Source organism: Candidatus Poriferisodalis sp. (genome assembly GCF_965205175.1).
Taxonomy (GTDB): Bacteria; Actinomycetota; Acidimicrobiia; order Acidimicrobiales; family Poriferisodalaceae; genus Poriferisodalis.
In genome coordinates, this window is the sequence record NZ_OZ242038.1 from 355,272 (window position 1) to 379,233 (window position 23,962).

General features: G+C 67.8%; 22 protein-coding genes and 1 pseudogene. 15 read left to right on the forward strand and 8 right to left on the reverse strand.

Features of this window, described 5'->3' with window-relative positions; translation table 11 throughout:
- Positions 1-598 precede the first annotated feature (598 nt).
- The 6 genes and pseudogenes from ACOGI4_RS01530 to ACOGI4_RS01555 all read left to right on the forward strand — a co-directional run.
- Positions 599-766, forward strand: a pseudogene (locus tag ACOGI4_RS01530) (sugar ABC transporter permease); the annotation flags it as partial.
- Between the two features lie 72 nt (positions 767-838).
- Positions 839-1,480, forward strand: a complete 642-nt coding sequence (locus ACOGI4_RS01535) for a carbohydrate ABC transporter permease (protein WP_419843057.1) — start codon at positions 839-841, stop codon at positions 1,478-1,480.
- Positions 1,477-2,475, forward strand: coding sequence for a carbohydrate ABC transporter permease (locus ACOGI4_RS01540; RefSeq protein WP_419842204.1), 999 nt, complete (start codon positions 1,477-1,479; stop codon positions 2,473-2,475). Before ACOGI4_RS01535 ends, ACOGI4_RS01540 begins: the two co-directional genes overlap by 4 nt.
- Before the next feature lie 71 nt (positions 2,476-2,546).
- On the forward strand, positions 2,547-3,578 hold the full coding sequence (locus tag ACOGI4_RS01545) for an aldo/keto reductase (RefSeq protein WP_419843058.1): 1,032 nt from the start codon (positions 2,547-2,549) through the stop codon (positions 3,576-3,578).
- A 34-nt stretch (positions 3,579-3,612) separates the two neighbouring features.
- Positions 3,613-4,761 (forward strand): Gfo/Idh/MocA family protein, encoded by a 1,149-nt coding sequence (locus ACOGI4_RS01550; protein ID WP_419842205.1) that lies wholly within the window; start codon positions 3,613-3,615, stop codon positions 4,759-4,761.
- Between the two features lie 90 nt (positions 4,762-4,851).
- Positions 4,852-5,958 carry an LLM class flavin-dependent oxidoreductase gene (locus tag ACOGI4_RS01555; RefSeq protein ID WP_419842206.1) on the forward strand — a complete coding sequence of 369 codons (1,107 nt, stop codon included), beginning with the start codon at positions 4,852-4,854 and terminating at the stop codon, positions 5,956-5,958.
- A gap of 45 nt (positions 5,959-6,003) precedes the next feature.
- On the opposite strand, the gene ACOGI4_RS01560 is transcribed toward ACOGI4_RS01555, so the two are convergent.
- On the reverse strand, positions 6,004-7,164 hold the full coding sequence (locus tag ACOGI4_RS01560; RefSeq protein ID WP_419842207.1) for an ABC transporter ATP-binding protein: 1,161 nt from the start codon (positions 7,162-7,164) through the stop codon (positions 6,004-6,006).
- A gap of 187 nt (positions 7,165-7,351) precedes the next feature.
- Here ACOGI4_RS01560 and ACOGI4_RS01565 point away from each other — a divergent pair, with 187 nt between their 5' ends.
- The 3 genes from ACOGI4_RS01565 to ACOGI4_RS01575 all read left to right on the forward strand — a co-directional run bounded on the left by ACOGI4_RS01565 (position 7,352) and on the right by ACOGI4_RS01575 (position 11,025).
- A complete protein-coding gene (locus ACOGI4_RS01565) occupies positions 7,352-8,113 on the forward strand; it encodes a class II aldolase/adducin family protein (RefSeq protein ID WP_419842208.1) in 762 nt (253 codons plus the stop codon).
- Between the two features lie 118 nt (positions 8,114-8,231).
- Positions 8,232-10,001 carry a glycerol-3-phosphate dehydrogenase/oxidase gene (locus ACOGI4_RS01570; RefSeq protein ID WP_419843059.1) on the forward strand — a complete coding sequence of 590 codons (1,770 nt, stop codon included), beginning with the start codon at positions 8,232-8,234 and terminating at the stop codon, positions 9,999-10,001.
- 28 nt (positions 10,002-10,029) lie between these two features.
- Positions 10,030-11,025 carry an SDR family NAD(P)-dependent oxidoreductase gene (locus ACOGI4_RS01575; protein WP_419842209.1) on the forward strand — a complete coding sequence of 332 codons (996 nt, stop codon included), beginning with the start codon at positions 10,030-10,032 and terminating at the stop codon, positions 11,023-11,025.
- Between the two features lie 257 nt (positions 11,026-11,282).
- Here ACOGI4_RS01575 and ACOGI4_RS01580 read toward each other — a convergent pair whose 3' ends face one another.
- Genes ACOGI4_RS01580 through ACOGI4_RS01590 form a run of 3 tightly spaced genes read right to left on the reverse strand, consistent with a single transcriptional unit; the run spans position 11,283 to position 12,065 of the window.
- Positions 11,283-11,522, reverse strand: coding sequence for a hypothetical protein (locus ACOGI4_RS01580; protein WP_419842210.1), 240 nt, complete (start codon positions 11,520-11,522; stop codon positions 11,283-11,285).
- Positions 11,519-11,761, reverse strand: a complete 243-nt coding sequence (locus ACOGI4_RS01585; protein ID WP_419842211.1) for a hypothetical protein — start codon at positions 11,759-11,761, stop codon at positions 11,519-11,521. The genes ACOGI4_RS01580 and ACOGI4_RS01585 overlap by 4 nt, the downstream gene beginning before the upstream one ends.
- A gap of 10 nt (positions 11,762-11,771) precedes the next feature.
- A complete protein-coding gene (locus tag ACOGI4_RS01590; protein ID WP_419842212.1) occupies positions 11,772-12,065 on the reverse strand; it encodes a hypothetical protein in 294 nt (97 codons plus the stop codon).
- A gap of 259 nt (positions 12,066-12,324) precedes the next feature.
- Between ACOGI4_RS01590 and ACOGI4_RS01595 the strand changes: the two genes are divergently transcribed.
- On the forward strand, positions 12,325-13,452 hold the full coding sequence (locus tag ACOGI4_RS01595) for an extracellular solute-binding protein (RefSeq protein ID WP_419842213.1): 1,128 nt from the start codon (positions 12,325-12,327) through the stop codon (positions 13,450-13,452).
- Positions 13,453-13,512: 60 nt separating this feature from the next.
- Positions 13,513-15,165: an ABC transporter permease gene (locus tag ACOGI4_RS01600; protein ID WP_419842214.1), complete on the forward strand. Its 1,653-nt coding sequence runs from the start codon at positions 13,513-13,515 to the stop codon at positions 15,163-15,165.
- On the opposite strand, the gene ACOGI4_RS01605 is transcribed toward ACOGI4_RS01600, so the two are convergent.
- Both ACOGI4_RS01605 and ACOGI4_RS01610 read right to left on the reverse strand, forming a co-directional pair.
- Complete coding sequence (locus tag ACOGI4_RS01605; RefSeq protein ID WP_419842215.1) at positions 15,143-15,640, reverse strand: VOC family protein; 498 nt, start codon at positions 15,638-15,640, stop codon at positions 15,143-15,145. The two genes, ACOGI4_RS01600 and ACOGI4_RS01605, sit on opposite strands and share 23 nt — an antisense overlap.
- Positions 15,641-15,676: 36 nt before the next feature.
- Entirely contained in the window at positions 15,677-16,957 is a 1,281-nt protein-coding gene (locus ACOGI4_RS01610; protein ID WP_419842216.1) for an acyl-CoA dehydrogenase family protein, read from the reverse strand.
- 50 nt (positions 16,958-17,007) lie between these two features.
- Between ACOGI4_RS01610 and ACOGI4_RS01615 the strand changes: the two genes are divergently transcribed.
- The 4 genes from ACOGI4_RS01615 (at position 17,008) to ACOGI4_RS01630 (ending at position 20,758) form a co-directional block, all read left to right on the forward strand.
- Complete coding sequence (locus ACOGI4_RS01615; protein WP_419842217.1) at positions 17,008-17,526, forward strand: cupin domain-containing protein; 519 nt, start codon at positions 17,008-17,010, stop codon at positions 17,524-17,526.
- Between the two features lie 40 nt (positions 17,527-17,566).
- Positions 17,567-18,451 (forward strand): SDR family NAD(P)-dependent oxidoreductase, encoded by an 885-nt coding sequence (locus ACOGI4_RS01620; RefSeq protein WP_419842218.1) that lies wholly within the window; start codon positions 17,567-17,569, stop codon positions 18,449-18,451.
- 580 nt (positions 18,452-19,031) lie between these two features.
- Positions 19,032-19,196: a hypothetical protein gene (locus tag ACOGI4_RS01625; RefSeq protein WP_419842219.1), complete on the forward strand. Its 165-nt coding sequence runs from the start codon at positions 19,032-19,034 to the stop codon at positions 19,194-19,196.
- A gap of 11 nt (positions 19,197-19,207) precedes the next feature.
- Entirely contained in the window at positions 19,208-20,758 is a 1,551-nt protein-coding gene (locus ACOGI4_RS01630) for an ADP-ribosylglycohydrolase family protein (RefSeq protein ID WP_419842220.1), read from the forward strand.
- 144 nt (positions 20,759-20,902) lie between these two features.
- On the opposite strand, the gene ACOGI4_RS01635 is transcribed toward ACOGI4_RS01630, so the two are convergent.
- The gene (locus ACOGI4_RS01635; RefSeq protein WP_419842221.1) at positions 20,903-21,943 is read right to left on the reverse strand and encodes a hypothetical protein; all 1,041 of its coding nucleotides are present in this window, start codon (positions 21,941-21,943) and stop codon (positions 20,903-20,905) included.
- 353 nt (positions 21,944-22,296) lie between these two features.
- A complete protein-coding gene (locus tag ACOGI4_RS01640) occupies positions 22,297-23,934 on the reverse strand; it encodes an AMP-binding protein (protein WP_419842222.1) in 1,638 nt (545 codons plus the stop codon).
- Positions 23,935-23,962: the final 28 nt, after the last annotated feature.

A 23,962-nucleotide genomic window follows, 5' to 3' on the forward strand; every position in this document is an offset into this window, starting at 1 on the left:
GCTGCTCGGCGCACTGATCGGCGCGATCATCGCCGGCAACGACATCGCCGGAGGTGCGATGTGGCTGTGGGCGCTCGTGTGCGCACTGGTCGGAGGCGGCGTCGGCTTTGCGGCCGGACTGCTGGGCACGCCCTCGAACGCGAGCCGGACACGGCTGTCAGAACGCGGCCGCCTGGTCACCTTCCTCGGCCCGGCGCTGATGTTCGTCGCGCTCGGGCTGGTGATACCGCTGCTGCGCTCCATCTATCTCTCGCTGCTCGATGCCGGCGCCGACTCCTGGGTAGGACTCGCCAACTACGGCGAGATTCTGACCAACGACCAGAGCCTGGACTTGAGCGGATGGTCCGACATCTTCACGAGCCGACTCACCTGGGCGGCCGCTGTGCTCATCGTTGCCGGCATCGCTATCGGCATGGCGGTGGGCCGTCGTCGGGGCCGGACCCTCGAGCCCTTGCCCGGTTCCGTCGGCCCAGTCGCCATCGGGCTGTTCGTGCTCTCCTTCGCCGTGTTCACCACGCTGCGCGGCACCGTCATCAACAACCTGTGGTGGGTGGTGGTGGTCACGGGACTGTCGACGGCGCTCGGCCTAGCGGCAGCAGTGCTCGCCGACGGTGTGCGCTGGGAGTCGGTGGCCAAGAGCCTCATCTTCTTGCCGATGGCAATTTCGTTCGTGGGCGCCGGGATCATCTGGCGCTTCATGTACATCGCACGGCCGCCTCAGAAGCCCCAAACCGGACTGCTCAACGCCGTCTGGGTCTGGCTGGGCAGCCTGCGGCCGCGCACCGCCGGCGCCTGGATCGTCGTGCTGGTTCTGGCCGTCGTCACAGCTGTGCTGGTGATGGTGTGTACCTACGGGGTGCGGCGGCGCCAACCGGCGCTGGCCATCGGCGCCGCAGTCACTGCGCTCCCAGTGCTGTGGCTCGTCTACCGGTTCGTGGGCCCGGGTCTCGGCGGCTTGGCGCCGACGCCCAGAATGGACCCCGCCACCCTGGAACCCATGGTGGACCCCGCCACTGGGGAACCCGTCGTGGACTACTTCGCCGACACCATCTTGTTCCTGCAGGAGGGGCCGTTCAACAATGTGTGGCTCATGGTGGTGTTGATCTGGATCCAGACGGGGTTCGCCATGGTGATCCTGTCAGCAGCCATCAAGTCGGTGCCCTCCGAGCTGCTCGAAGCGGCGCGCGTCGACGGCGCCACTGAGCGCCAGACGTTCTGGAACGTCGTCGTCCCCACGATCACCCCCACGATCGTCGTGGTGGCCACAACGCTGGTGGTGCTCGTGATGAAGGTCTACGACATCGTGAAGGTGATGACCAACGGCAACTTCGGCACGCAGGTCATCGCCAACGAGATGTGGCAGCGAGCCTTCACCGAATTCAATCTCGGATTGGGCTCGGCGCTGGCCATCGTGCTGTTCTTGGCCGTGGTGCCGGCGATGGCGTTCAACATCCGACGGATGCAGCGGACCGACGCATGAGCGCCATGACCGCTTCCGATTCGACGCAGACCGCCGGCGGCAGGACCACTGGCGGCGAGCGCAACGCATTCGCGGGCATCGACCGCACGGGCAAGCTGATCTACGGCTTCCTGCGCCGCATCCCGACGTGGGTGCTGTGGCTGATCGTGATCGTGTGGAGCCTTCCCGCGGGCAGCCTGTTCGTCAACTCGTTCCGCACCCGCGACGCGCAGCGCGACAGCGGCTGGTGGGAGTCGTTCTACGAGGGCGGCTGGACGCTGTCCAACTACACCGAGGTGCTAGGCGCCGAACAGAGCGGCGGGCTGGCCCGGGCGCTCATCAACTCCTTCGCCATCGCCATTCCGGCCACGGTGATCCCTGTGGCGATCGCTGCGATGGCGGCGTACGCGTTCGCCTGGATGAAATTCCGGGGTCGGGAGTGGCTGTTCATCGGACTCGTGTCGCTGTTGGCGCTGCCGAACCAAGTGGCCCTGATTCCGCTGCTGCAGCTCTATTCGGGCGGGGCGCACTGGACGATTCCGGGCACAGAGTTCACCTTGACGCTGTTTCCGGACTTCGACCTTGCCGGCCAAGCCATCGCGGTCTGGCTGACGCACACTGCCTTCGCGCTGCCCTTTGCGGTGTTCCTGCTGCACAACTACATCTCCTCGCTGCCCGGCGAGCTCTTCGAGGCGGCGAGGATCGACGGAGCGAATCACGTCACGATCTTCTGGCGGCTGGTGGTGCCGCTGTCGGTGCCCGCGCTGGCGGCGTTCACGATCTTCCAGTTCCTGTGGACCTGGAACGACTACTTGGTGGCCATCACCATGATCGGCGGCAACGGCGAGGCGTGGCCGGCCACGATTCGCATTGCATCAATGGCCGGTGAGTTCGGCGTTCGCGAGCATGTGCTGTCTGCCGGGGCGTTCATTCAGGCCGGCGTGCCGCTGATCGTGTTCTTCGCCCTGCAGCGCTTCTTCGTGCGCGGCCTGCTGGCCGGTTCGGTGAAGTCGTGAACGGGGCTAGCGGGACAAACAGGGCGACAGCGTGACTTGGACAGCGTGAACTGGATGAGCTCGTGAACGACATGCCGGTGTCGAGCTTGGTCCGCGCCGACGCGCGCAGGCTCGGGGCGAACGGCCCGCAGATCGGTCCGCTGGCACTGGGGCTGTGGCGCTTCACCGGCGACGACGTGGACCGCAACACCGCACTGATCGAGACAGCACTCGACCTCGGCATGAACCTGATCGACATTGCCGATGTGTACGGCTTGGACTGGGGAGGCAGCGGCTTCGGCAGCTGCGAGGACAACCTGGGCGCACTGCTGCGAGCCCGGCCCGCGCTGCGCGATCGCATGGTGCTCGCGACGAAGGGCGGCATCGCGCCGCCGCTGCCCTACGACTCGGGTGCGGCTGCGCTGCGCTCGGCGTGCGAGGCCTCGCTGACACGCCTCGGGACCGACCACGTCGACCTGTACCAGGTCCACCGGCCGGACATGTTCACCCATCCGGCTGAGCTGGCCGACACGCTCGACGGCTTGATCGCCGATGGACTCGCGGGCGCCGTCGGGGTCTCGAACTACACGCCTGCGCAGACCCGCGCGCTGGCAACACACTTGGACGCGCCGCTGGTGAGCACCCAGCCGGAGTACTCAGCGGCCTGCTTGGACCCGTTGCGCGACGGCACGCTCGACCTGTGCGCGGAGACCGGCATGGTCCCGCTGGCCTGGAGCCCGCTGGCAGGCGGGCGACTCATGGCACAGCGCCCGCTGGCAGGCGGGCGACTGACGGCCCAGTGCCAGCACCTCGACGAACCACCAGCGGCACCATCTGGCAACGACGGCCCAGACGGCCCGGTTGGCGATCCTGTCGACAAGCCGGACGGGAGCGTGCGAGACGGTCTGCTCGCCACGCTGGACCGGCTGGCCGAACGAGAAAGCGTGGACCGAGCCGCCGTGTGCGTGGCGTTCGTGCTGGCCCACCCCACTGCGCCGATCGCCATCGTCGGCACACAGCAGCCGGAGCGTCTGGTGGCGTTGCAGGCGGCGCTGACAGTGCGGCTGGACCGCAACGACCTCTACGACATCATCGAGGCGTCCGAAGGCCGGCCATTGCCGTGAGCGACGGCCGATTCCGGCAAAGCCGCCGGCACAGGTGAGCACGTTGCCGGCCGGCCATGCCAGCCATGAGCCGATGCGCTTCGGCGTCATCGGCACCGGCATGATGGGCATGGAGCACCTCGCCAACATCATTGCGCTCGACGGCGCCGAGGTAGCCGCGCTGTGCGACGACTGGGCGCCGTCGCTGGTCAATGCGCAGCGCGAGCTGGCCGTCAACGGACTCGAGCCGGTGCCGCGCTTCGGCGATCACCGGGAACTGCTCGACTCCGGACTCTGCGATGCCGTCGTGGTGGCCACGCCGAACCACCTGCACACCGACATCGTGCTGGACACGGCCGCAGCCGGGATGCCGCAGCTGGTGGAGAAGCCGCTGGCTACCACGCTGGCCGACTGCCGCCGTATCATCGACGGCTTCGCTGCACTGGGGCACGAGGCGCCGCTGGTGTGGGTGGGGCTGGAGTACCGCTACATGGCGCCGATCGCTGCGCTGATCGAACGCGTCCGCGACGGCGCAGTGGGGACCGTCGCGATGGTGGCCATCCGCGAGCACCGCTTCCCCTTCCAGCCGAAGGTGCGCGACTGGAACCGCTTCAACCGCAACACCGGCGGAACGCTGGTGGAGAAGTGCTGCCACTTCTTCGACCTCATGCGCCTCATCGTGGGCAGCGAGCCGGTGCGCGTCATGGCCTCGGGCGGCCAAGCCGTGAACCATCTCGACGAGCGCTACGGCGGGGAGACGCCCGACATCCTGGACAACGCCTTCGTGATCGTGGACTTCGCCACGGGGGCCCGCGCCATGCTGGACCTGTGCATGTTCGCCGACGCCACCCGCAACCAGGAGGAAGTGTCGGTGGTGGGTGCCGCCGGCAAGCTCGAAGCGCTGATCCCCGACGACGTGCTGCGGGACGGCGTGAGGGGACGGGACTGGATCGGCAGCGTCAGCGAGCAAAGTGTGACCAGCACGGCACCAGTGGCCGGTCATCACCACGGCGCCTCTTACATCGAGCTGGAGCACTTCTGCGACGCAGTGCGTGCCTCAGGGACCGCGGAATGCACGCTCGCCGACGGGCTGTGGTCGGTGGCGATCGGCCGAGCGGCGCATCGCTCGATCGAGGAGGGCCGGCCGGTGGCGATGGGCGAATTGATGGACGAATTGATGACCGACGCAAAGCGCAACCCATGAGCGCCCGGCACAGCACACCGAGGCCGAGGCCATGAACGTCCCCGCCGAGCAGACCGCCGGGCCGGAATGCAGACGGGCCGGTTCAGTGCCGTGAGCTGCACAGCGCGGGCTGCGAGCTCCGGCGGAGGGACTGCTGCACCGGAGATCGCATGGTTCTCGGCGCTGTGCGACGACGACTACGAGTTCCTGGGCGTGCCGGACCCGACGCTGGCCAGCTCGTGGGAGCACTGTGCGCAGATCGTCGCTGCGGCGGAGCGCAACGGCTTCGACAACGTGCTGCTGCCCTCCGGCTACAGCCTGGGGATCGACGCCACGGCCTTCGCTGCTGGCATCGCCACGCAGACCGAGCGGATCAACCTGCTGCTCGCGGTGCGCATGGGCGAGATGTGGCCGCCGCAGCTGGCGCGGCAGCTGGCCACCATCGACCACATGGCCGCGGGACGGCTGACCGTCAACATCATCTCGAGCGACCTGCCCGGCGCGCCGCTGCCCTCGGGACCCCGCTATCGGCGCACACGCGAGTACTTGGAGGTCTTGCGAACCCTGCTCGACGGCGAGTCCGTCGAATTCGACGGCGAGTTCGTCAAGGTGCAGCTCGATCCGCCGCGCGTCGGCACCGTCAGCGGACGGTGCCCGCCGTTCTACTTCGGCGGCTTTTCCGAGGACGCCAAGCACACTGCCGCGGTCGCCGCAGACGTGTTCCTGAACTGGCCCGACACGGTGGCAGGCGTAGCGGCGACCGTCAGCGAGATGCGCGAGCGCGCAGCTGCGGTCGGGCGACAGCTCACGTTCGGGCTGCGGTCTCACGTCATCGTCCGACCAACCAGCGCCGAGGCGATGGCTGCCACGCGACGGCTGGTGAGCCGCCTCGACGACGGTGCCGGCGCGGCGATTCGGGCGCGGTCACTGGACTCGGCCTCCGTCGGCGTGCAGCGACAAGCCGAGCTGAGATCAGGTGCCGATGCCGATGGCTTTGCGGAGGAAGGTCTGTGGACCGGCATCGGCAGGGCCCGAAGCGGTGCCGGAGCAGCCATCGTGGGCGACCCCGACGAGGTCGCAGCCAAGCTGCGGGCCTACCAAGCGGTCGGGATCGATGCCTTCATCTTGTCGGGCTACCCCCATCTCGCCGAGTGCGACCTGTTCGGACGCCTCGTGCTGGGGTCCATTGCGCACCAGCCCCTCTGGCACCCGATGTAGCCGCCCGCTGGACCCAGTAGCGAATGGGCCCAGTCGCGAATGGGTTCAGTCGCGAATGGCGACTTCGGTGTGGGGATCGAAGAAGTGCAGACCGTCCATGTCCACCACCAGCTCGACGTCGGCGCCGGGCCGAGCGGTGCTGCGGGGATGCACTCGGGCGATGACCATGCGGTCCTCGATGCCCTCCAGCGCGTCGGGGTCCCCGGCCTCGACGGAGTGTGCATCCAGCGGGAAGTGCAAGAGCAGGTCCGAACCCAGCGCTTCGGTCAGCGACACCGTGGCTGCGAGGCGCGCACCCGACTCGCCATTGGCGATCGCGGCATCCTCGAACGCCTCCGGTCGGATGCCGACCACGACATCGGCACCGTCGTAGCCGCGCAGGCCAGGATGGGTGCTCAGCACCCGTTCGGGCAGCAGCAGCGTCTGGGTGCCCAGGTGCAGCTGCCAGCTCTGCTCGCCGCGTTCGAGCCGGGCCATTCGCAGATTCATTGCGGGCGCACCGATGAATCCGGCCACGAAGAGGTTGTCCGGCCGCTCGTACAGGTCGGTCGGGTCGTCCACTTGTTGCAGCACACCGTCCTTGAGCACGGCGACCCGGTCTCCCATCGTCATGGCTTCGACTTGGTCGTGAGTGACGTAGATGGTGGTGGCACCGAGTCGGTGCTGCAGGGCCGTGATCTCGGCGCGCATCTGCACGCGCAGCTTGGCGTCCAAATTGGATAACGGCTCGTCCATGAGGAACACGGCCGGGTCACGCACGATGGCCCGGCCCATGGCGACGCGCTGGCGCTGGCCGCCGGAGAGCTGCGCCGGCTTGTTGCCGAGCAGCGGCTCAAGCTCCAGCAGCCGCGCGGCGGTGCGCACTCGCTCGTCGATCTCCGCTTTCGGGACACCGGCCAGCTTCAAGGGGAAGCCGATGTTGCGGGCCACGTCGAGGTGGGGGTACAGCGCGTAGCTCTGAAAGACCATGGCGATGTTGCGGTCCTTTGGCTCGACGTCGTTCATGCGCTCGCTGCCGATCAGCAGCTCCCCGTCGCTGATCTCCTCAAGTCCGGCGACCATCCGCAGCGCAGTGGACTTGCCGCAGCCTGACGGGCCCACCAGCACCAAGAACTCGCCGTCGGCGATGTCGATGTCCAGATCGGTGACTGCGACGAAGCCGTTCGGATACTTCTTCGTCAGCCGGTCGAGGGTGACCGTTGCCATGTGACCCCCTGCCGGGTTCGTGACTGCCGGGTGTGTGGATGCTGGGCTCGTGGCACCAGCGATACAACGCTGCATGACATTACTCGCCGCCGCTGCACTCGGCGCGGCTGCGCGCCCGCCGGCTGGCCGTGCGGTGCTGCACAGCGGCGGTGCCGTGTGCGGCTGAGGTCGTGGCAGAATCCGTTGCGTGAATGCCCGCGACCTCGCCGGCGTGCCGGCTGAGCCATTCGAGGCCGATGCTGGAGCGGAGCGCCGCCGCTTGTTGGCGGACCTCGCGCGTGCCTACCGCCTGTTCGGCACGCTGCGTTGGGGGGAGCTGGGCGACGGGCACATCACTTGCCGCGACCCGCTGCGGCCCGACCACATGTGGCTGCTGCGCTACGGGGTCAGCTTCGAGCGCGCCACCGTGGACGACTTGGTGCTGGTGGCGCCTGATGGCAACGCTGCCGACCGCGACGGGCGGCCCGCGCCGATCAATGCCAGCGCCTTCTACATCCACCACCCGCTCCACGAAGCTCGACCAGACATCGGTGCGGCCGCCCATACTCACACCCAGTGGGGCACGCCGTTCTCGGCAGAGCGGCGGATGATCGAGCCGATCAATCAGGAGGCCACCTGCTTCTTCGAGGACCATGTGCTCTTCGACGACGAGGAAGTGCAGATCCTCTCCACGGACGGCGGCAAGCGCATCGCTACGGCGCTCGGCGACTGCCGAGCCGCCGTCTTGGCCAACCACGGTCTGCTGACCGTCGGGGCGAGCCCGGCCGATGCGGTGGGCTGGTTCGTGCTCGCCGAGCGCGTTGCTGAGGTGCAGATGAAGGCACCGGCGGCCGTCCCGATCTCTGCGCCGGCCGCGCGTATCGCCCGCGACGATCTGACCCGCGGCGACTTCGGCTGGAACCTGTTCGGGTGGGCGACGCGCCGCCACCTGTCCTGCGAACTCGACTGAGCACGTCGAGCCGATCGCATCGCGCAGACGCCGATCTCGCCATGGCGAAGCCGTGAAACTCGCAGCAGCGAATCCCAGCACGGCGAACAACGGCCATCGTGCTGCGGCGGACAGCCGGCTGGGACCAGCCCAGCGCGCCGCTTGGCTCGACGAGCTCGACGGCGGCCGTGTCGATGTCGTGGTCATCGGCGGCGGCGCCACCGGAGCGGGCTGCGCGCTAGACCTCGCGCTGCGTGGCCACAGCGTGGCGCTGCTTGAGCAGCGCGACCTGGCGGCAGGCACGTCGAGCCGCTCGTCCAAACTCGTTCACGGCGGACTGCGCTACCTAGCGCGTCTCGAGTTCGGCTTGGTACGGGAGTCGCTGGCCGAGCGCCGCCTGCTGCTCGGTCGGTTGGCGCCACACCTGGTGCATCCGGTGCAGTTCCTCTACCCCATTCGGCGCGGCTGGCGCGAGCGGCTGTACACCGGGCTCGGCATCGCGCTCTACAGCGCGCTGGCCGGCCGGGGACCTCACGCGCACGGCTCGCACCGCCACCTCAGCGCGCGCAACACCCGTCGTCTCGCGCCCGCCCTCGATGCCGACATGGCGCGGGGCGGCATCACCTACTGGGACGGCCAGACCGACGATGCCCGACTGGTCGTGGCGATCGCCCGCACCGCCGCTGCGCACGGCGCGCGCATCTTGACCTCGGCCTGCGTGCGAGAACTGCTCGTCGCCGATGGTGCCGTGCGAGGCGTCATCGCGCACTGCGCCGAGACCGGTCGCTGCTTTGAGGTTCACGCCGATGCCGTGGTCAACGCCACAGGGGTATGGACGAGCCAGATCGAGCAGCTGGCCGACACGCCGGCTTCCAGCACGCAGCCGTCTCGCACACGCCTCCGGGCGTCGAAAGGGATTCACCTGCTGGTGCCGCGGGATCGCATCGACCTGCAGTGCGGACTGATCGTGGCCATGCCGCCCAGCGTGCTCTTCGTGGTGCCTTGGGGCGAGCGCTGGATCATCGGCACTACCGACACCGACTGGGATCTCGACTACGCCCACCCAGCCGCGAGCCGGGCCGACATCGACCTGCTGCTCGAACGCCTCAACAGCGTGCTGGCAAACCCGCTCAGCCACCAAGACATCTGCGGCGTCTATGCCGGTCTGCGCCCGCTGCTGGCCGGGGATGCCCCGGAGTCAGCCAAGCTGAGCCGCGAGCACACCGTCGCGCGGGTGGCGCCAGGGCTGGTCTCGGTGGCGGGCGGCAAGTACACGACGTACCGGGTCATGGCAGCAGACGCCGTCGAGGTTGCACTCGACGAGGTGACCGCTGCCCGAGGCGACGCTGCGCCGCGACGAACCCCACGGTGGCGGCGCCGCGGCGCTGCGGCCCGTCGATCCCCCACGTTGGTCACGCCGCTCGTCGGCGCACACGGCTACGAGGAGCTGCGTCGACGTCACGACGAACTGGGTGCCCATATGGGCATGAGCCGCGCCACGGCTGCGCACCTATTGGACCGCCACGGCGACCAAGTGCACGATGTGCTCGGTCTGATTGCCGCCCAACCCGATCTGGGCGAGCCGCTGACACCCGAGCTGGCCTACCTGCGGGCCGAGGTGGTCCACGCTGTGCGAGCCGAGGGCGCCTTGCACCTCGACGACGTGCTCGCCCGGCGCACTCGGCTGTCTGTCGAGTCCTGGAACCGTGGCATCGACGCAGCCGTAGACGCCGCGGAGCTGATGGGTGCAGAACTCGGCTGGTCACCCGAGACTGTCGAGCGCGAGGTCTCGCACTATCGGGCGCGAGTTGCGGCCGAGCGAGACAGTCAGACTCGGCACGATGATCAAACCGCCGATGCTGCCCGCCTCGGCGCGCCCGACGTCCGCTGCCGAACCATCCGCTGCTGAGCCATCCGTTGCTGGGAGGTACAACACCATGGCCTACACCGCCCCGACCGATGCGTTCCGGTTCGCTGAGTATCGCCGCGCAGCCGAAGGCCGCCGCGTCCTCATCACCGGGGCCGGCAAGGACGGCGGCATCGGCCAGGCGTTCGCGCTCAGCGCCGGTCTGAACGGCGCCGCGTCGGTCGGCGTGCATTTTCATCGCAGCTACGAGGACGGCTTCGATTTGGTCGACCGCCTCCGCGACGAGGGCGTACATGCCTTTCCGGTGCAGGCGGATGTGACGAACCTGCGAGACCTCTGGGCGATTCGCAGCTACGTGATGGACCAGATGGGCGGGCTGCCGCCGGACTTGGTGATCTGCAACTCCGGCCTCACCGAGTCCGGCTACAACTTGGGACGGACGCTGCGGCCAGTCGAGGGCGAGTCCACATCGCTGCGGCGGGCTCGGGTGCGTCAGCACTTCATCGACAACCTGGAACAGTCGCGGCTGGTGCTGGACACCAAGGTCGACGGCTTTCTGGCGTCGACGCATCTGTGGGCGGGCGAGGCGGTCTACGCCGGGACGCCAGCGCAGATTGTCTACGTGTCGTCCCGTCAAGCGGTTGACCCGGGCCCAGCCGTGCCCGGCTACGCGCTCAGCAACTGGGCAGTGCTGCAGCTGCCCAAGGTGCTGAAGGTGAACTTGGGCCGCAGCGCCGATCTGGTCAGCTGCTTCACGCTGCTGCTTCCCTTCGTGCGAACCGGCATGACCAACGAATACGCCGGCAATGAGCGGGTGTTCGGCCGCTGGCAGCCGCGAATGCTGGAGCCGTATGAGATGGCCAAAGCGTTCATGGCGCTGCTGGCCCGACCGACCGAAGAGACCGACGGTGCCATGTACGAGCTGACGGTGTACGCCGCATCCGACGCCGACCAGAGCGATCCGGCAACGTCGAGTGCCGTCGAGCTGTTCTGGAATCGATTGACACTCAGTCTCGACCAGCAACCAGTCCACTGGAGCCAAGCCAACCCTCTGCACTTCACCTGACCTCACCATCAACTCGGCTGCACACTTGTGGCACAGACGAACAATGCGGTCTTGGGTGCGAGATGTCAGCTTGAACGATTTCTGTCGCCGGCGTTGATCCCATCGCTGCAAGCGATGAAGTCAACGAACCGGTGTGCGATGAACAACCCCGCAGCGATCGATGCCTGCAGTGCATGACACGAACGCACCGATAAAGCCGAAGCCAACGCCGAACCGCTGCAGCACAGCAGTGTTGCTGTGCTGAGACCGTCTAAGTCTCAGCCACAGTGCCGCCGCGTCTCGGCCTCCGCGAGGATCATCGCCACACGAGCGTCGAAAATGTCTTCGTCGGTGTGATCCTCGCCCGCAGCATGCGCCGCTTCATGAGCCTCGACACTGGTGCCGTAGGCCCGCTCGGCAGCGTTCGCGCACGCCGCCGACGGCTCAACAGCAGAACACGCCGCTATAGCCAACGCCGAAATGAGCAGCACCGCGATTGCTGACGCAGCGAGCTTCACTCTTCGCGGTCAGCAGACGGGCGCAGCGGAAACCTGTCACGCCCCCGACGCTTCCACCACGACCACACAGCGAGGCCCAGCAGCATATATCCGGCCAACAGGACTAGGTAGAGGGAACGCGGATAGCCCAGCAGGCCGTAGGACAACATAATGGGCGCCAGCGCGCCAGCTGCGCTCAAGCTCCACATCAGCGCTTCACGTTTGCTCCTGTACGACTTCGTGTTGTACACGTACTGCATGATCAACACCCTACGGTCCGGGCAGGATCGCAAATGTCGCACCGCAGCCGGCCGCAGCAGGAAAGGTGCCCGCCCCCGCTGTTGCGCCGCCAACGGCCACGGCGAACGTGCCGCACAAGGTTGTAGTAGCGCCCCAGTAGAGTGCTCGCGTCCACCAGCTTGAGTGTTCGTGGGCGATGTCGACACAAACGGTTCGTGTGACGCCGGTCGGGACGTAGCCGCCGCGGTTGACGTAGGTCGTCTCCTGATAGCAGTGCTGCTGAGGGTGAGCCTCGGCGGCAGTGACGCCGAGTGCGTCGAGCACGCCGTTGCCGCCGGGCGAGCGCTCGCCGTGCGTCCCGTGGACGTGTCACGGCCCAGCGCCCCAAGCCGATGTCGACAAACGGCACTCAATGGTGTCGAATTTATGCATTGCTCGGAATCAAATGTCGGCAGTCGGGCTGTGTGGCCGAGCATGTGGCGCGCTAGCCAAGCGATAGGGCGTTCATCGAGTTCACGATGCACACTACATGTAGTTAGGCATACCTTACATTTAGGAACCAGGACCGCTAGAGTCACGCCCCATGACGACACCACCCCTCCACCTGTTGGCCCCGCTGCGCGGCGTTCGGCGCCGAACACGCTCAGCCCAGACGATCACAGCGCTCATCGCGGCAGTCGCGCTGCTCGCGTCGGCGTGCAGCACCAGCTCAGCACGCACCCTCGACGGCACTGCGGCAGCAATCTACGGCGGCGAATGCACCACGGAGAACAACGGCGCCATCGCCGTCTATTCGGGCCGAACCGAGAATCTCATCGCGCCGGTCCTCGACGCCTTCACCTGCGAGACCGGCATCGACGTCACGGTGCGCTGGGGCGATTCGACCGAACTGGCGCTGTTGCTGGCCGAGGAAGGCGACCGAACTGCGGCCGACGTGTACCTGTCCCGCTCTCCAGGTCCGGTGGGTTTCCTCGAGAACCAGGGTCTGCTCGGCACGATCGACGCTGACGTGCTGGGCTTGGTCGAAGCTCAGCATCGCTCGGCATCTGGCACTTGGGTCGGATTCTCAGGGCGCAAGCGGGTGCTCGTGTACAACATCGACAACGTCGAACCCGATGAGCTGCCCCGATCAGTGTTCGACCTCACCGACGAGCGGTACCGCGGCAAGGTGGCGATTCCGGCGACGAACGGTTCGTTCGTCGACTGGTTCACCGTGCTCGCAGACCAGTACGGATCCGACATCGCAGCGCAATGGCTGTCTGACATGGTCGCGAACGGCGCCCGCTACTACCCCAACAATCGATCCATCGTGGAAGCGGCCGGCCGCGGCGAGATCGAGATGGGACTCGTGAACCACTACTACCAACACCAAGAAGCTGCTGCGGCAGGCGACGGCCACCGAGCGGCGAACTGGGATCTGGCCGACGACGACATCGGCGGCCTGCTCATCATCACCGCCGCCGCCTTGACGGCCTCCAGCGACAAGACCGCCGAGGCTTCCCAGCTGCTGGCCTACCTGCTCAGCGAGCCGGTCCAGCGCTACTTCACCGAGGAGACCTTCGAGTATCCGCTGGCAGCGGGAGTCCAGCCCGCAGACGTCCTGCCACCGCTGACCGCGCGTGCAGTCGGCAGCGTGGACTTCGACGCCTTGGGCGACGGGTTCGCCGAAACCACCGCCATCATCGAGGCGAGCGGCATCCTCAACCAGTGAGCCCATGCACGCTGAGCACCTGCCGGTGAGCGGCGCCGCGCCGACGGCGGGTGCAGTCGCGTGAGTGTGGTTGCGCCCGGGCCCGCGCAGCTGGCCGGAGGCCCGAGGCGATCCAAGGCACCGGCGCTGCTGCGCACCGGCGGGCTGGCGCTCGCATTCGTGTTCGCGTTTCCGGGCATCTACCTGACCTACCGGGCATTCGGCCAGGGTTCCGACCCCGCAAGCCTGCTGTTCAGCGAGCGCACGCTGGCGCCGTTGGGCAGGACGCTCACGCTCGCCGCGGCGGTGTCGGCGGGCTCACTGGTGCTGGGCACCGGCTTGGCTTGGCTGACCCATCGCACCGACCTGCCCGGCCGACGGGTCTGGCGGGTCGTGCTGCCGCTGCCGCTGGTCTATCCGACCTTCTTGGGTGCGGCTGCATTCATCAGAACCCTGAATCCCGGCGGCCTCGCAAACGACCTGCTCGTCGGACTCGGCGTCGATTCGACACCAGAGCTGCGGGGGTTCTTCGGCGCTTGGGTCGTCCTGCTGCTGATGTGCTACCCCTACGTGTACCTGCCCGTCGCCATGCGCTTGACACAGCTGCCGCCGTCGGTGGAAGCGAGCGCCCGCTTGCTCGGCGACAACGCGCTCACCGCGTTCTGGCGTGTCGCGCTGCCCCACGCCGCCACGGCGATCGGCGCCGGAACGCTGCTGGTGTTCCTCTACACGCTGAGCGACTTCGGTGCCGTGCAGCTCATGCGCTACGACACGCTGACGCGCGCCATCGCCACCAAGCATCTGGCCGATCCGCCTGCGGCGCTTGCGCTCAGCCTGATGCTGCTGGCGCTCGCTGCGGTGGTGGTGACGGCGGAGCGGTGGATCTCCAAACGGCTGCCCGACGGTTCTGGCATCGGCGGCCTGCAGCCGACGACGCTGAGTCTCGGCCGCTGGCGGCCGCTGGCGACCGTTGCCGTGGCGGCGGCAGGATTCGCCGGCGTGGGCGCCCCCCTGCTGGCACTGCTGGACTGGGCAGGCGGCGGCATCGCTCGGACACTCACCGATGCGCGGCCGCTGGCCGTGGACTACCCCCGCATCTTCGAAGTCACGTTCAGCACGCTGTGGGTGAGCGTGATCGCCGCAGTGGTGGCGGTGGCCGCCGTACTGCCGATCGCCTTCCTCGTCGGCCGCTACCGCTCGCGGACAGGCTGGCTCGCCCACGCCGTGATCATCAGCACCTTCGCGCTGCCCGGGCTGCTCATCGCGTTGTCGATGCGCTTTTGGACGCTGCGTTCGGATGTCGCGTTCTCGCTGTTCGGCGACACGTTCGCGCTGCTGATCTTCGCCTACGTCGTCCGCTTCGGTTCGCTGGCGATGGGCGTGAGCGTGGTGGCGGTGCGCAGCGTGCCCGACCGGCTGCACGACTCCGCGCGCCTGTTGGGCGCAGGCCCCGTGCGCCGCTTGGTGACGATCGACCTGCCGCTCATGGGCCCTGCGTTGGTTGCCGGCGCCGGCTTGGTGCTGCTGTCGGTGATGAAGGAACTGCCGATCAGCCTGCTCATCTCGCCGCTGGGCTTCTCGACGCTGGCGACTCAGATCTTCGGCTCGTTCGAGGATGCGTTCATTGCCGAAGCGGGCCTGATGGGAGTGGTGCTGGTGGCCGTGTCGTTCGTGTTGACCTGGTTCCTCGTGGTGCGTCGCCAGGAGCAGCTCACGGCTTCGCAGCGCGAGTGACGGGGCGTGCGCCTCGGCTGAGGCAGTCGGCGCCCCAGCGGGCGATGTCGGCGTCAAGGTCGAGCGGGACATTGCGGACAGCGTCGGGGTCGCAGAGCTCCGGCGGCACCTCCCACATCAGCTCGAACTCGATGCCGTCGGGGTCGTGGCAGTAGAGGCTGCGACTGGTGCCGTGGTTGTTCTCGCCCACGAGCGCTCCCATGGCGTCGAGCCGGACCTTGGCCTCTGCCAGCTCAGCGAGGGTGGCGACCTCCCAAGCCAGGTGGTACAGGCCGACATGTCGTGCCGGTGCCGCATCGCCCGCTGCGACGAACAGGCCGAGGTCGTGGTCGGTGTTCGATTCCGGCGATGCCATGAAGACGGCGGTGCCGACGCGGCTGGTCACCTCGAGCCCGAGCGCTCGACGGTAGAAGCCCGCCGATGCCTGCGGGTCGGTCACCCACAGCACTGCGTGTCGTATGCCGAGCGTGGCCATGACGCCTCCTACCGCGAAATTACCCTAGGGAGAGCGTCAGTTGCGGCGGGCGTGCTTGTAGGGAATGTCCTTGGTCTCGTCGGGTTCCTTGGACAGGCCCAGCACCCGCTCGCCGATGATGTTTCGCTGTATCTCGTCCGTGCCGCCGGCGATGGACATGGCCGGCGTTGACATCAGCACTTCCGACACGACGCCGTTCGCGTTCGAGCCTGCGCCCACGAGCATGCCCATCGAGCCGGCGATCATCGAATGCGCAGCGTGGCACGCCCGCGCGGTCACCGACATGTTGAGCTTGGTCAGCGATCCTTCTGGGCCGGGTGGCTTGCCGGCGGCGCGGGCATCTCGGGCGCGCCGGATGGTCCACGACGAGATTCGTCGCAGCGCCTCCACCCGGGCAATCTGCTGGCGGACCAGCGGGTCGCTGACTCGACCGGTCCGCACCGCCTCGGGAACGACGAGATTCGCCCGCCCCGCCCGCTGCGGGTACCAACGGTAGGTGGCGAAGTACTCGTCGCTCTCCTGCTTGGCCTGCTGGACTGTCGGTCCGCCGTCGGCCCGGTAACGAGGACGGCGGGTGGCCACCGCTGAGCGCTCGTGCGCCAGCGTGGTCAGCGCGATGCGCCAGCCGTCTCCGGCGCTGCCGACCAGTTCGCCGGCCGGCACACGGGCATCGCGGAAGAACACCTCGTTGAAGGTCGCGTGGCCGTTCATCTGGCGCAGGGGACGGACCTCGACGCCAGGCTGCTCCATCGGCAGGAGAAAGAACGAGATTCCCCGATGCTTGGGCGCCTCCCAGTCGGTGCGGGCCAGCAGGATGCCGAAGCGCGCCCGGTGCGCCCCTGAGTTCCAGACCTTCTGACCGTTGACGATCCACTCGTCGCCGTCGCGGTCGGCCCTGGTCACCAGACCGGCGAGGTCCGAGCCATTGGTCGGCTCGGAGAAGAGCTGGCACCACCGGTGCTCGCCGGTCAGGATGGGGCGCAGGTGACGGCGCTTCTGGTCGGCATCGGCGTGGGCGAGCAGCGTCGGCGCGACCAGGTACATCGCGATGCCCGCTGCGGCACCCACCGCTCCGACGGCATCGAATTCGCGGGCGACCACGGCGTCCATTGACGGCGGCAGGCCGCGCCCGTGCCATTCGAGGGGCCACGACGGCGTGCCCCAGCCGGAGTCGGCCAGCAGATGGCGCCACTCGACGAGCGGCCGCTCGGGGTGCCAGTGCTCTTCGAGCCACGTGCGCGCCTCTTCACGGACAGCATCGTCACGGACTTCATCGGCACGGACAGCATCAACACCGACAGCACCGTCGCTCGCCATGCAGGCAGCGTAGAACTGCCGCGACTCGCTGAGCAGGTTACGTTGAGTTGGTGGGTGCCGATGAGGTGATCGAACTGCTCGGGCTCGAGCCGCTGGCGGGCGAAGGCGGCATGTGGGCACAGACGTGGCGCGACGGGCACTCCTCGGCGATCTGCTTCCTGCTCCGCCCCGGCGACTTCTCGGCGCTGCATCGATTGGACGGCGTCGAGCTGTGGCACCACTACGCAGGTGCGGCAGTGGAGATGCTCTTGCTCCAGCCCGACGGCACGGTGTCACGGCCGCGGCTCGGAGATGACTTGGCAGCGAGCGAGCAGCCGATGACGGCGGTGGCGGCTGGCACGTGGATGGCGGCGGACACGCGTGGGGAGTGGTCGCTCGTGGGTACGACCATGGCGCCGCCCTTCGACGACGCCGGCTGTGAACTGGGCGACCGCGCCGAGCTGACAGCTGCATACCCCGCCGCTGCAGCAGATATTGAGCGCTTCACACGCGAGCAGTGCGCCAGCGACGGCCGGCGCTCGCCAGAAGTTCCCGCGGCACACCTCGAAGAACGCGCTGACGGCCCGTGAGGACCACACTTGCGAGGACAGCTCTGCGAGGACGAGGCTGATGGCTGAGCACGGACTGCAGTCTCGCGGGATGCCGGCAGACGACTCCCCGACACACGAGATGCCGGCAAGCGATGCCCCAGCAGACGACGTGCGGGCAAACGATGCGCCAGCGAACGATCTGGTGCCGCCCGACCGGCTGATTCGGCTGGACGGCCGGGTGATCGTGGTGACCGGTGCCGGCGGCGGCATCGGCGGCGGCATCGCCCGTCGGCTCATCGCTGCGGGTGCCTGCGTCGTGGCTCACACCCGCTCGTCGCCTGTCGATCAGCTCTTTGGTGCCGATGGCGTACCGACAGCATCAGTGCAAGCTGATCTGACCGCACACGACGGGCCCCAGCGTGTGATCGATGCCGCGATCGCGCAGCACGGCCGTGTGGACGGGCTCGTCAACAACGCTGCGGTTCAGCCGCTGGTGCATTTTCGTGAGCTGAGCGACGACGACTGGTCGGAGATGATCGAGGTGAACCTGACCGCGGCACACCGGTTGACGCAGTGTGCGGCCGCCGCGATGCGCTGCGTCGGCACCGGCGGGTCCATCGTCCACATCGCCTCCATCGAGGGGCATCAGCCCACTGACCTGCACGGCCACTACGCCGTCGCCAAGGCGGGACTGCTGATGCATGCCCGCGCAGCGGCAGGCGCACTCGGGCGCGAGGGGATACGCGTCAATGCCGTCTCGCCCGGCCTCATCGACCGGCCCGGCCTCGCTGCTGACTGGCCCCAGGGCGTGGCGCGCTGGCGCGCAGCGGCACCGCTGGGACGGCTCGGCACCGCTGCGGACATCGGCGACGCCTGCGTGTTCCTGTGCTCGGATCTCGCGCGGTGGATCACCGGCATCGACCTTGTGGTGGACGGAGGCGTGCTCACCCGCCCGACCTGGTGAGTCCAGACACGCTCGGCACCGCCCGCATCGGCGGTCGCCGCTGACGCTGTCCATGGCTGTTGCACATGGCTGTTGCTCATGGGTGTCGCTCTCGTATGTCACACCCCCTTGGTGTGCTTGCAGGCAGGACAGCGAGCAGCACGCGGACTCGGGACGCCCAGCCGGCTCTGCTCACGACAGCGGAGCCACCACGATGCACATCTCGACCCCGTCTCGATCGCACGCCGACGGATCACCGGCCGACACCGGCTCACCTCGAATTCGCACGGGGGCATCTCACACTCAGGTGGGCGCAGCTCGGGCAGCCGGCCGGCCGCTGCAAGCTCACGCCGATCCGTCACGAGCCATCGGTTCGTCTCGGACCCCCGCGGGGCGGCTTGCGGTTCGTGTCGGTCAACCGCGGTCTTGCACGGGCGACTGGCTGCTGGCGATGGCCGTTGTGCTGGCAGGCTGCCTGCTGGTGCTGAGCTGGGCGATGCCCGCAGGCTGATGCCCGCAGGCTGCTCGGCAGCGGTGAGCTATCGGCACCAAGGACAGGCTGAGGGAAACATCAGCGGGCAGAAACTCGGGCGTGGGAATCATGGTGATCATCAAGGCCAGTGCGGAGAGCGAGGCGGGTGGGATGCCGGGGCCGAGCGAGGTTGAGCTGCGGCCCATCCTCGAGATCGACGACTTCGGCGATGCCATGACGCCGGAGCTCGTCGAGCAAGAAACCCGTCTGCGCGAGCAGGCAGCGCAGCGTTGAATCCTGGCCCGATGCCCGCCTCTGTTCGTATTGCTGCAGTACAGCCGCGAGACGGCCTCGGACGGATCGGCATCGCCGTCTGGCCCGCTGCCCAAGAACCACACCACGAAGGCGGCACACGCGCACGCGATCTCCTCGCTGACCTGGACTCCGACCTTGACGCAGTGCAGCAGTGGGGCGCCACCGCGGTCATCAGCCTGAACACGGACCAAGAGCTGCATGCGCTGGGAGCGGACAGGCTGCCCGCAGCGGTGCAGGACCGGCACATGGAGTGGTGGCACGCACCCGTCCCCGACGGCTGCGCACCGGGCGCCGGGTTCGAACGCGTCTGGAATGCAGCGGACGAGAGTGCAGCCGGCGACAGCGCTGTCGGCGACCATGCTGACCGCGGCCGTGCTGTCGGCGACAACACCGTCGGCGGTGCCGTGCGCGATCGGCTGGAACTCGGGTTCGACGTGCTGGTTCACTGCGAGGGCGGACTGGACCGCGCAGCGACCGTCGCCTCCCGCCTGTTGGTCGAACTCGGCGAGCCAGCCGACGACGCGATTCAGCGAGTCCGCGAGAGCCACTCCTTGGGCGCCATCGAGACCGAGGAACAGCAGGCTCACGTCAGACACTGCCAGCCGCTGTCGCGGGAACTGCCCTCCGGTGCAGCCGAGGCCGTCGAAGACCGCGCGGTCGGTGCTCTGCTCGGATTGGCCGTTGGCGATGCGCTCGGGACGACACTGGAGTTCTGCCTCCGCGACTCGGCGCCGAGGCTCGTCGACATGATCGGTGGAGGTCCGTTCGACCTTGCGCCCGGTTACTGGACGGACGACACGGCGATGGCCCTCGCGCTGGCGGACAGCTTGCGCTCGTGCGGGACGCTCGACTGTGAGGACCTGATGGAGCGCTTCACGTCGTGGTGGCATCACGGCGAATACTCCTGCACAGGACACTGCTTCGACATCGGCACAACGACCTGGGAGTCCCTCGAGCGCTACGGCTGCACTGGCGACCTCATGGCCGGCTCAACTGATCCGCACTCGGCGGGAAACGGCTCGCTGATGCGGCTCGCGCCGATCGTCCTGCGCTACTGGGACGACCGAGCGGGCCTCGACCGTTTCGCCGCGAGCCAGTCGCGCACCACACACGGCGCCGCGGAGGCGGTCGATGCGTGCCGCGCATTCGCCGGCTTGCTGGCGGACGCCATTGCCGGCATGCCGCGGCGAGAGGTGCTTGCGCGGCGGACGTTCAGCGGCGCACCGGCGATCCAGCGAGTGCTCGGGGGCTCGTGGCACGGTGCGGCCCGCGACGAGATTCGCTCCAGCGGCTACGTGGTAGACACGCTGGAGGCGGCGCTGTGGTCGGTCGCCCGCACGGCAGACTTCCGCAGTGCTGTCCTGCTGGCAGCCAACCTGGCTGACGATGCCGACACCGTCGCGGCAGTCACCGGCCAACTCGCCGGCGCCCTCTACGGCCTGTCCGGAATTCCCACAGAATGGCTCGGCCGAGTCGCGTGGAAGGAACGACTCCTCGACGTGGCGCGGCAACTGGTCCAGCAGCGTTCACCTGCAGCCTGAGAGAACAGCCCGAGAGTCCTGAGAGAAACCTCGCGATACTGCGGCGTGGCCCACAATGTGCTCGGAAGCGAACTGCAGCCGTGCTTCTGCGACCCGCTCACGGGCTGATTCCGCGACGGCTGCTGCAACAACGGCTGTTGGCGCTCAGGGCTGCTCGGGCCGGCGTTCGATCGGCGTCGGCGGCACCATGACGCCGTGCAGCAGTGCGCGGTCTCCCAAGGGCTGCGCCAGCTCGACAGTGGCGTGGGTATCCGGACTGCTGGGGCACGTGGCAAGGCCGTAGTACGGCACGACGGCGAAAGCCACGAGCACTGCCTCGTCCGTCTCGACGACTTGCGGACCTCGCAGCGCATCGCCCATCTCGCGACCGCTCGTGCAGCCGGCCTCTGCCACCAGCAACTGAATGGTGGTCGCAGCCGGGTCGGGCAGCGCACTGGGGTCGAGATGGACAGCGACATGGCCGAGCCCAGGCGGCAGCACGACACGGTTCTCGCACCTGGTGGCGCTGAGGCCGTAGCCACCCCACCAGCACTCGGTGTCCACAGCGCTGGCGCCAGTGTCGGCAACAGTGCCGACGGCAGGGATGACGTCGAGCGGTCCGCTGGGCGGCTCGACGGAGTAGACGACATCGAGGCAGACCATGTCCGTCGGGACGGTCTCGGCAAGCGCTTCGAGCGCGGCGTCAGTCGGATCGACAAAATCGAGCGACACCCGATTTCGCAGCGTGGTGATGCCGGTGCCCTGCAAGCCTTGGAGGTCGCCGATGGAGTCTTGGAGGACCGTGAGCGCCTCCCAGGAGTGGTCTACCTGCACGACGTCGAAGCGCGTTCCCTCGGGCAGCAGTGACGCCAGCGCGTCGCGGTGCATGTCGAGATTGCCGGTGAATGCCGCGACCACCGCCCCGCCCGGCGCTTGAGCGCTCCACAGGAGCCCGAACTGCTCACCGTGCTGCGTTCCGTATTCGTAGACCGACTCCAGCACGGCATTCGGGAGGATGTCGTATGCCGGCCCTGGCCCGAAGACGCTCTCGACTTCTGGGAGGTCATCGCACTGCGTGAACCCGCCGATCAGCTCGAGCCCAGCGGCCGCCCGTCCGGACGGGTCAGTGTCGGAGGGCACTTCCCCTGTGTTCGTCGGCAGCGCGTCACCGTCGGTCGGCGCGGCCGAAGTGGCAGTCGAAGGCACCTGCGACGCATTCGTGCCGACAGTTGAGATCTGCTCCGACCGATCAACCGCACCGCACGCCGCAACGGCGAGGATCCCGAGGACACCCAACACCCGAGCACAGCACCGCGCCGACCGCGTCGCCATGTCACGGGCTTACCATGTCCACGGGTTCATGTCACGGCAGGTCATCCGCGCCGCAGCAGGTTGTCACCAAACCGACACAGAGCCTGAAGCCGGCCTTCCGACAAGCGAAATGCCTGACATACGGAGATGCGACGCCTGCTCGCCCGAAGCCGTGAGTTGCCGGGGCGGTGCGGCACCGGATGCGTGCCCGCTTCAGTCGCCAGCGGCACCAACCGTCTGCCGGCCAGCTAGGCGCTGACTATGCCGGCTGCTTCCTGCAGGCCCAGTTCGGCTATCGAGATCTCGCGCATCTTGAACTTCTGGATCTTGCCGGTGGCGGTCATCGGGAACGAGTCGGTGAACTTGACGTAGCGGGGCACCTTGTACCGGGCGATGGTGCCCCGGCAGAACTCCTTGATATCCGCCTCTGTCACGTCGGCACCGTCGCGCCGCTGTATCCAGGCCATGACCTGCTCGCCGTAGCGCGTGTCGGGCAGGCCAATCACCTGCACCTCCACCACGTCGGGGTGGGTGTAGAGGAACTCCTCGATCTCGCGGGGATACACGTTCTCGCCGCCTCGGATGATCATGTCCTTGATGCGACCGACGATGTTGACGTATCCCTCACTGTCCATGACCGCCAAGTCGCCGGTGTGCATCCAGCCGTCGCCGTCGATGGCCTCCGCGGTGCGCTCTGGGTCGTCCCAGTAGCCCACCATCACCGAGTAGCCGCGGGTGAGAAACTCTCCGCCGGCGCCGCGGGGGACGGTCTCGCCGCTGTCGGGGTCCACGATCTTAACTTCGACATGGGGATGCACCCGCCCGACCGTAGACACGCGCTTGTCCAGCGGGTCGTCCGCGGATGTCTGGGTGGACACGGGCGATGTCTCGGTCATGCCGTAGGCGATGGTGACCTCAGCCATGTTCATGCGCTCGACGACCTGGCGCATCACCTCGATGGGGCACGGCGAGCCCGCCATGATCCCGGTGCGCAGCGATGACAGGTCATAACCGTCGAGGTCGGGCTCGGCAAGCTCGGCAATGAACATGGTTGGCACCCCGTACAGGCTCGTGCAACGCTCGACGGCGCAGGCGCTCAGAGTGGCGGCCGCGTTGAAGCCCGCCGCGGGAATCACGATGGCGGCGCCGTGAGTCGTACACGCCAGGTTGCCCAGCACCATCCCGAAGCAGTGATAAAAGGGAACAGGTATGCACACCCGGTCCTCAGGCGTGTACTTGCAGGCCTCGCCGATGAAGTAGCCGTTGTTCAAGATATTGCGATGGCTCAGCGTGGCGCCTTTGGGGAACCCGGTGGTGCCGCTGGTGTACTGGATGTTGATGGCGTCGCCGGGCGAGAGCTGCGCGGCGCGCTGCTCGAGTTGTTCCGCAGTGACGGAGTCCGCTGCCTCCAGCAGTCGCTCCCAGTCCGGTGTGTGCAGGTAGACCGCCTGCCTCACCGCCAAGCGGTCCCAGACGCCGGCGATCATCGACCGGTAGTCGCTGCCGGCGAACTGCTCGGCCGCCACCAGCACCGATGTGCCCGACTGGTTCAGCACGTACTCGAGCTCTGACGTGCGATACGCCGGGTTGATGGTCACCAAGATGGCGCCGATGCGGGCCGTGGCGTACTGGAGCAGCACCCACTCGGCGAAGTTCGGACTCCAGATGCCCACCCGGTCGCCCTTGTCGACCCCGATGCCCATCAGCGCACGGGCCAGACGGTCCACCTCGCAGGCGAAATCCGAGTAAGTGAGGCGCACGCCTTGCTCGACAGAGACCAATGCCTCGCGGTCGCCGTGCTGCGCAACCGTTCGAGCCAGGTTCTCACCGATGGTCTCTTCCAAGAGCGGCACCGAGGTCGGCCCGGCATCCGACGACAACTTCATGGGTGTGCTCCTCTTCGCTGTTTCGGGT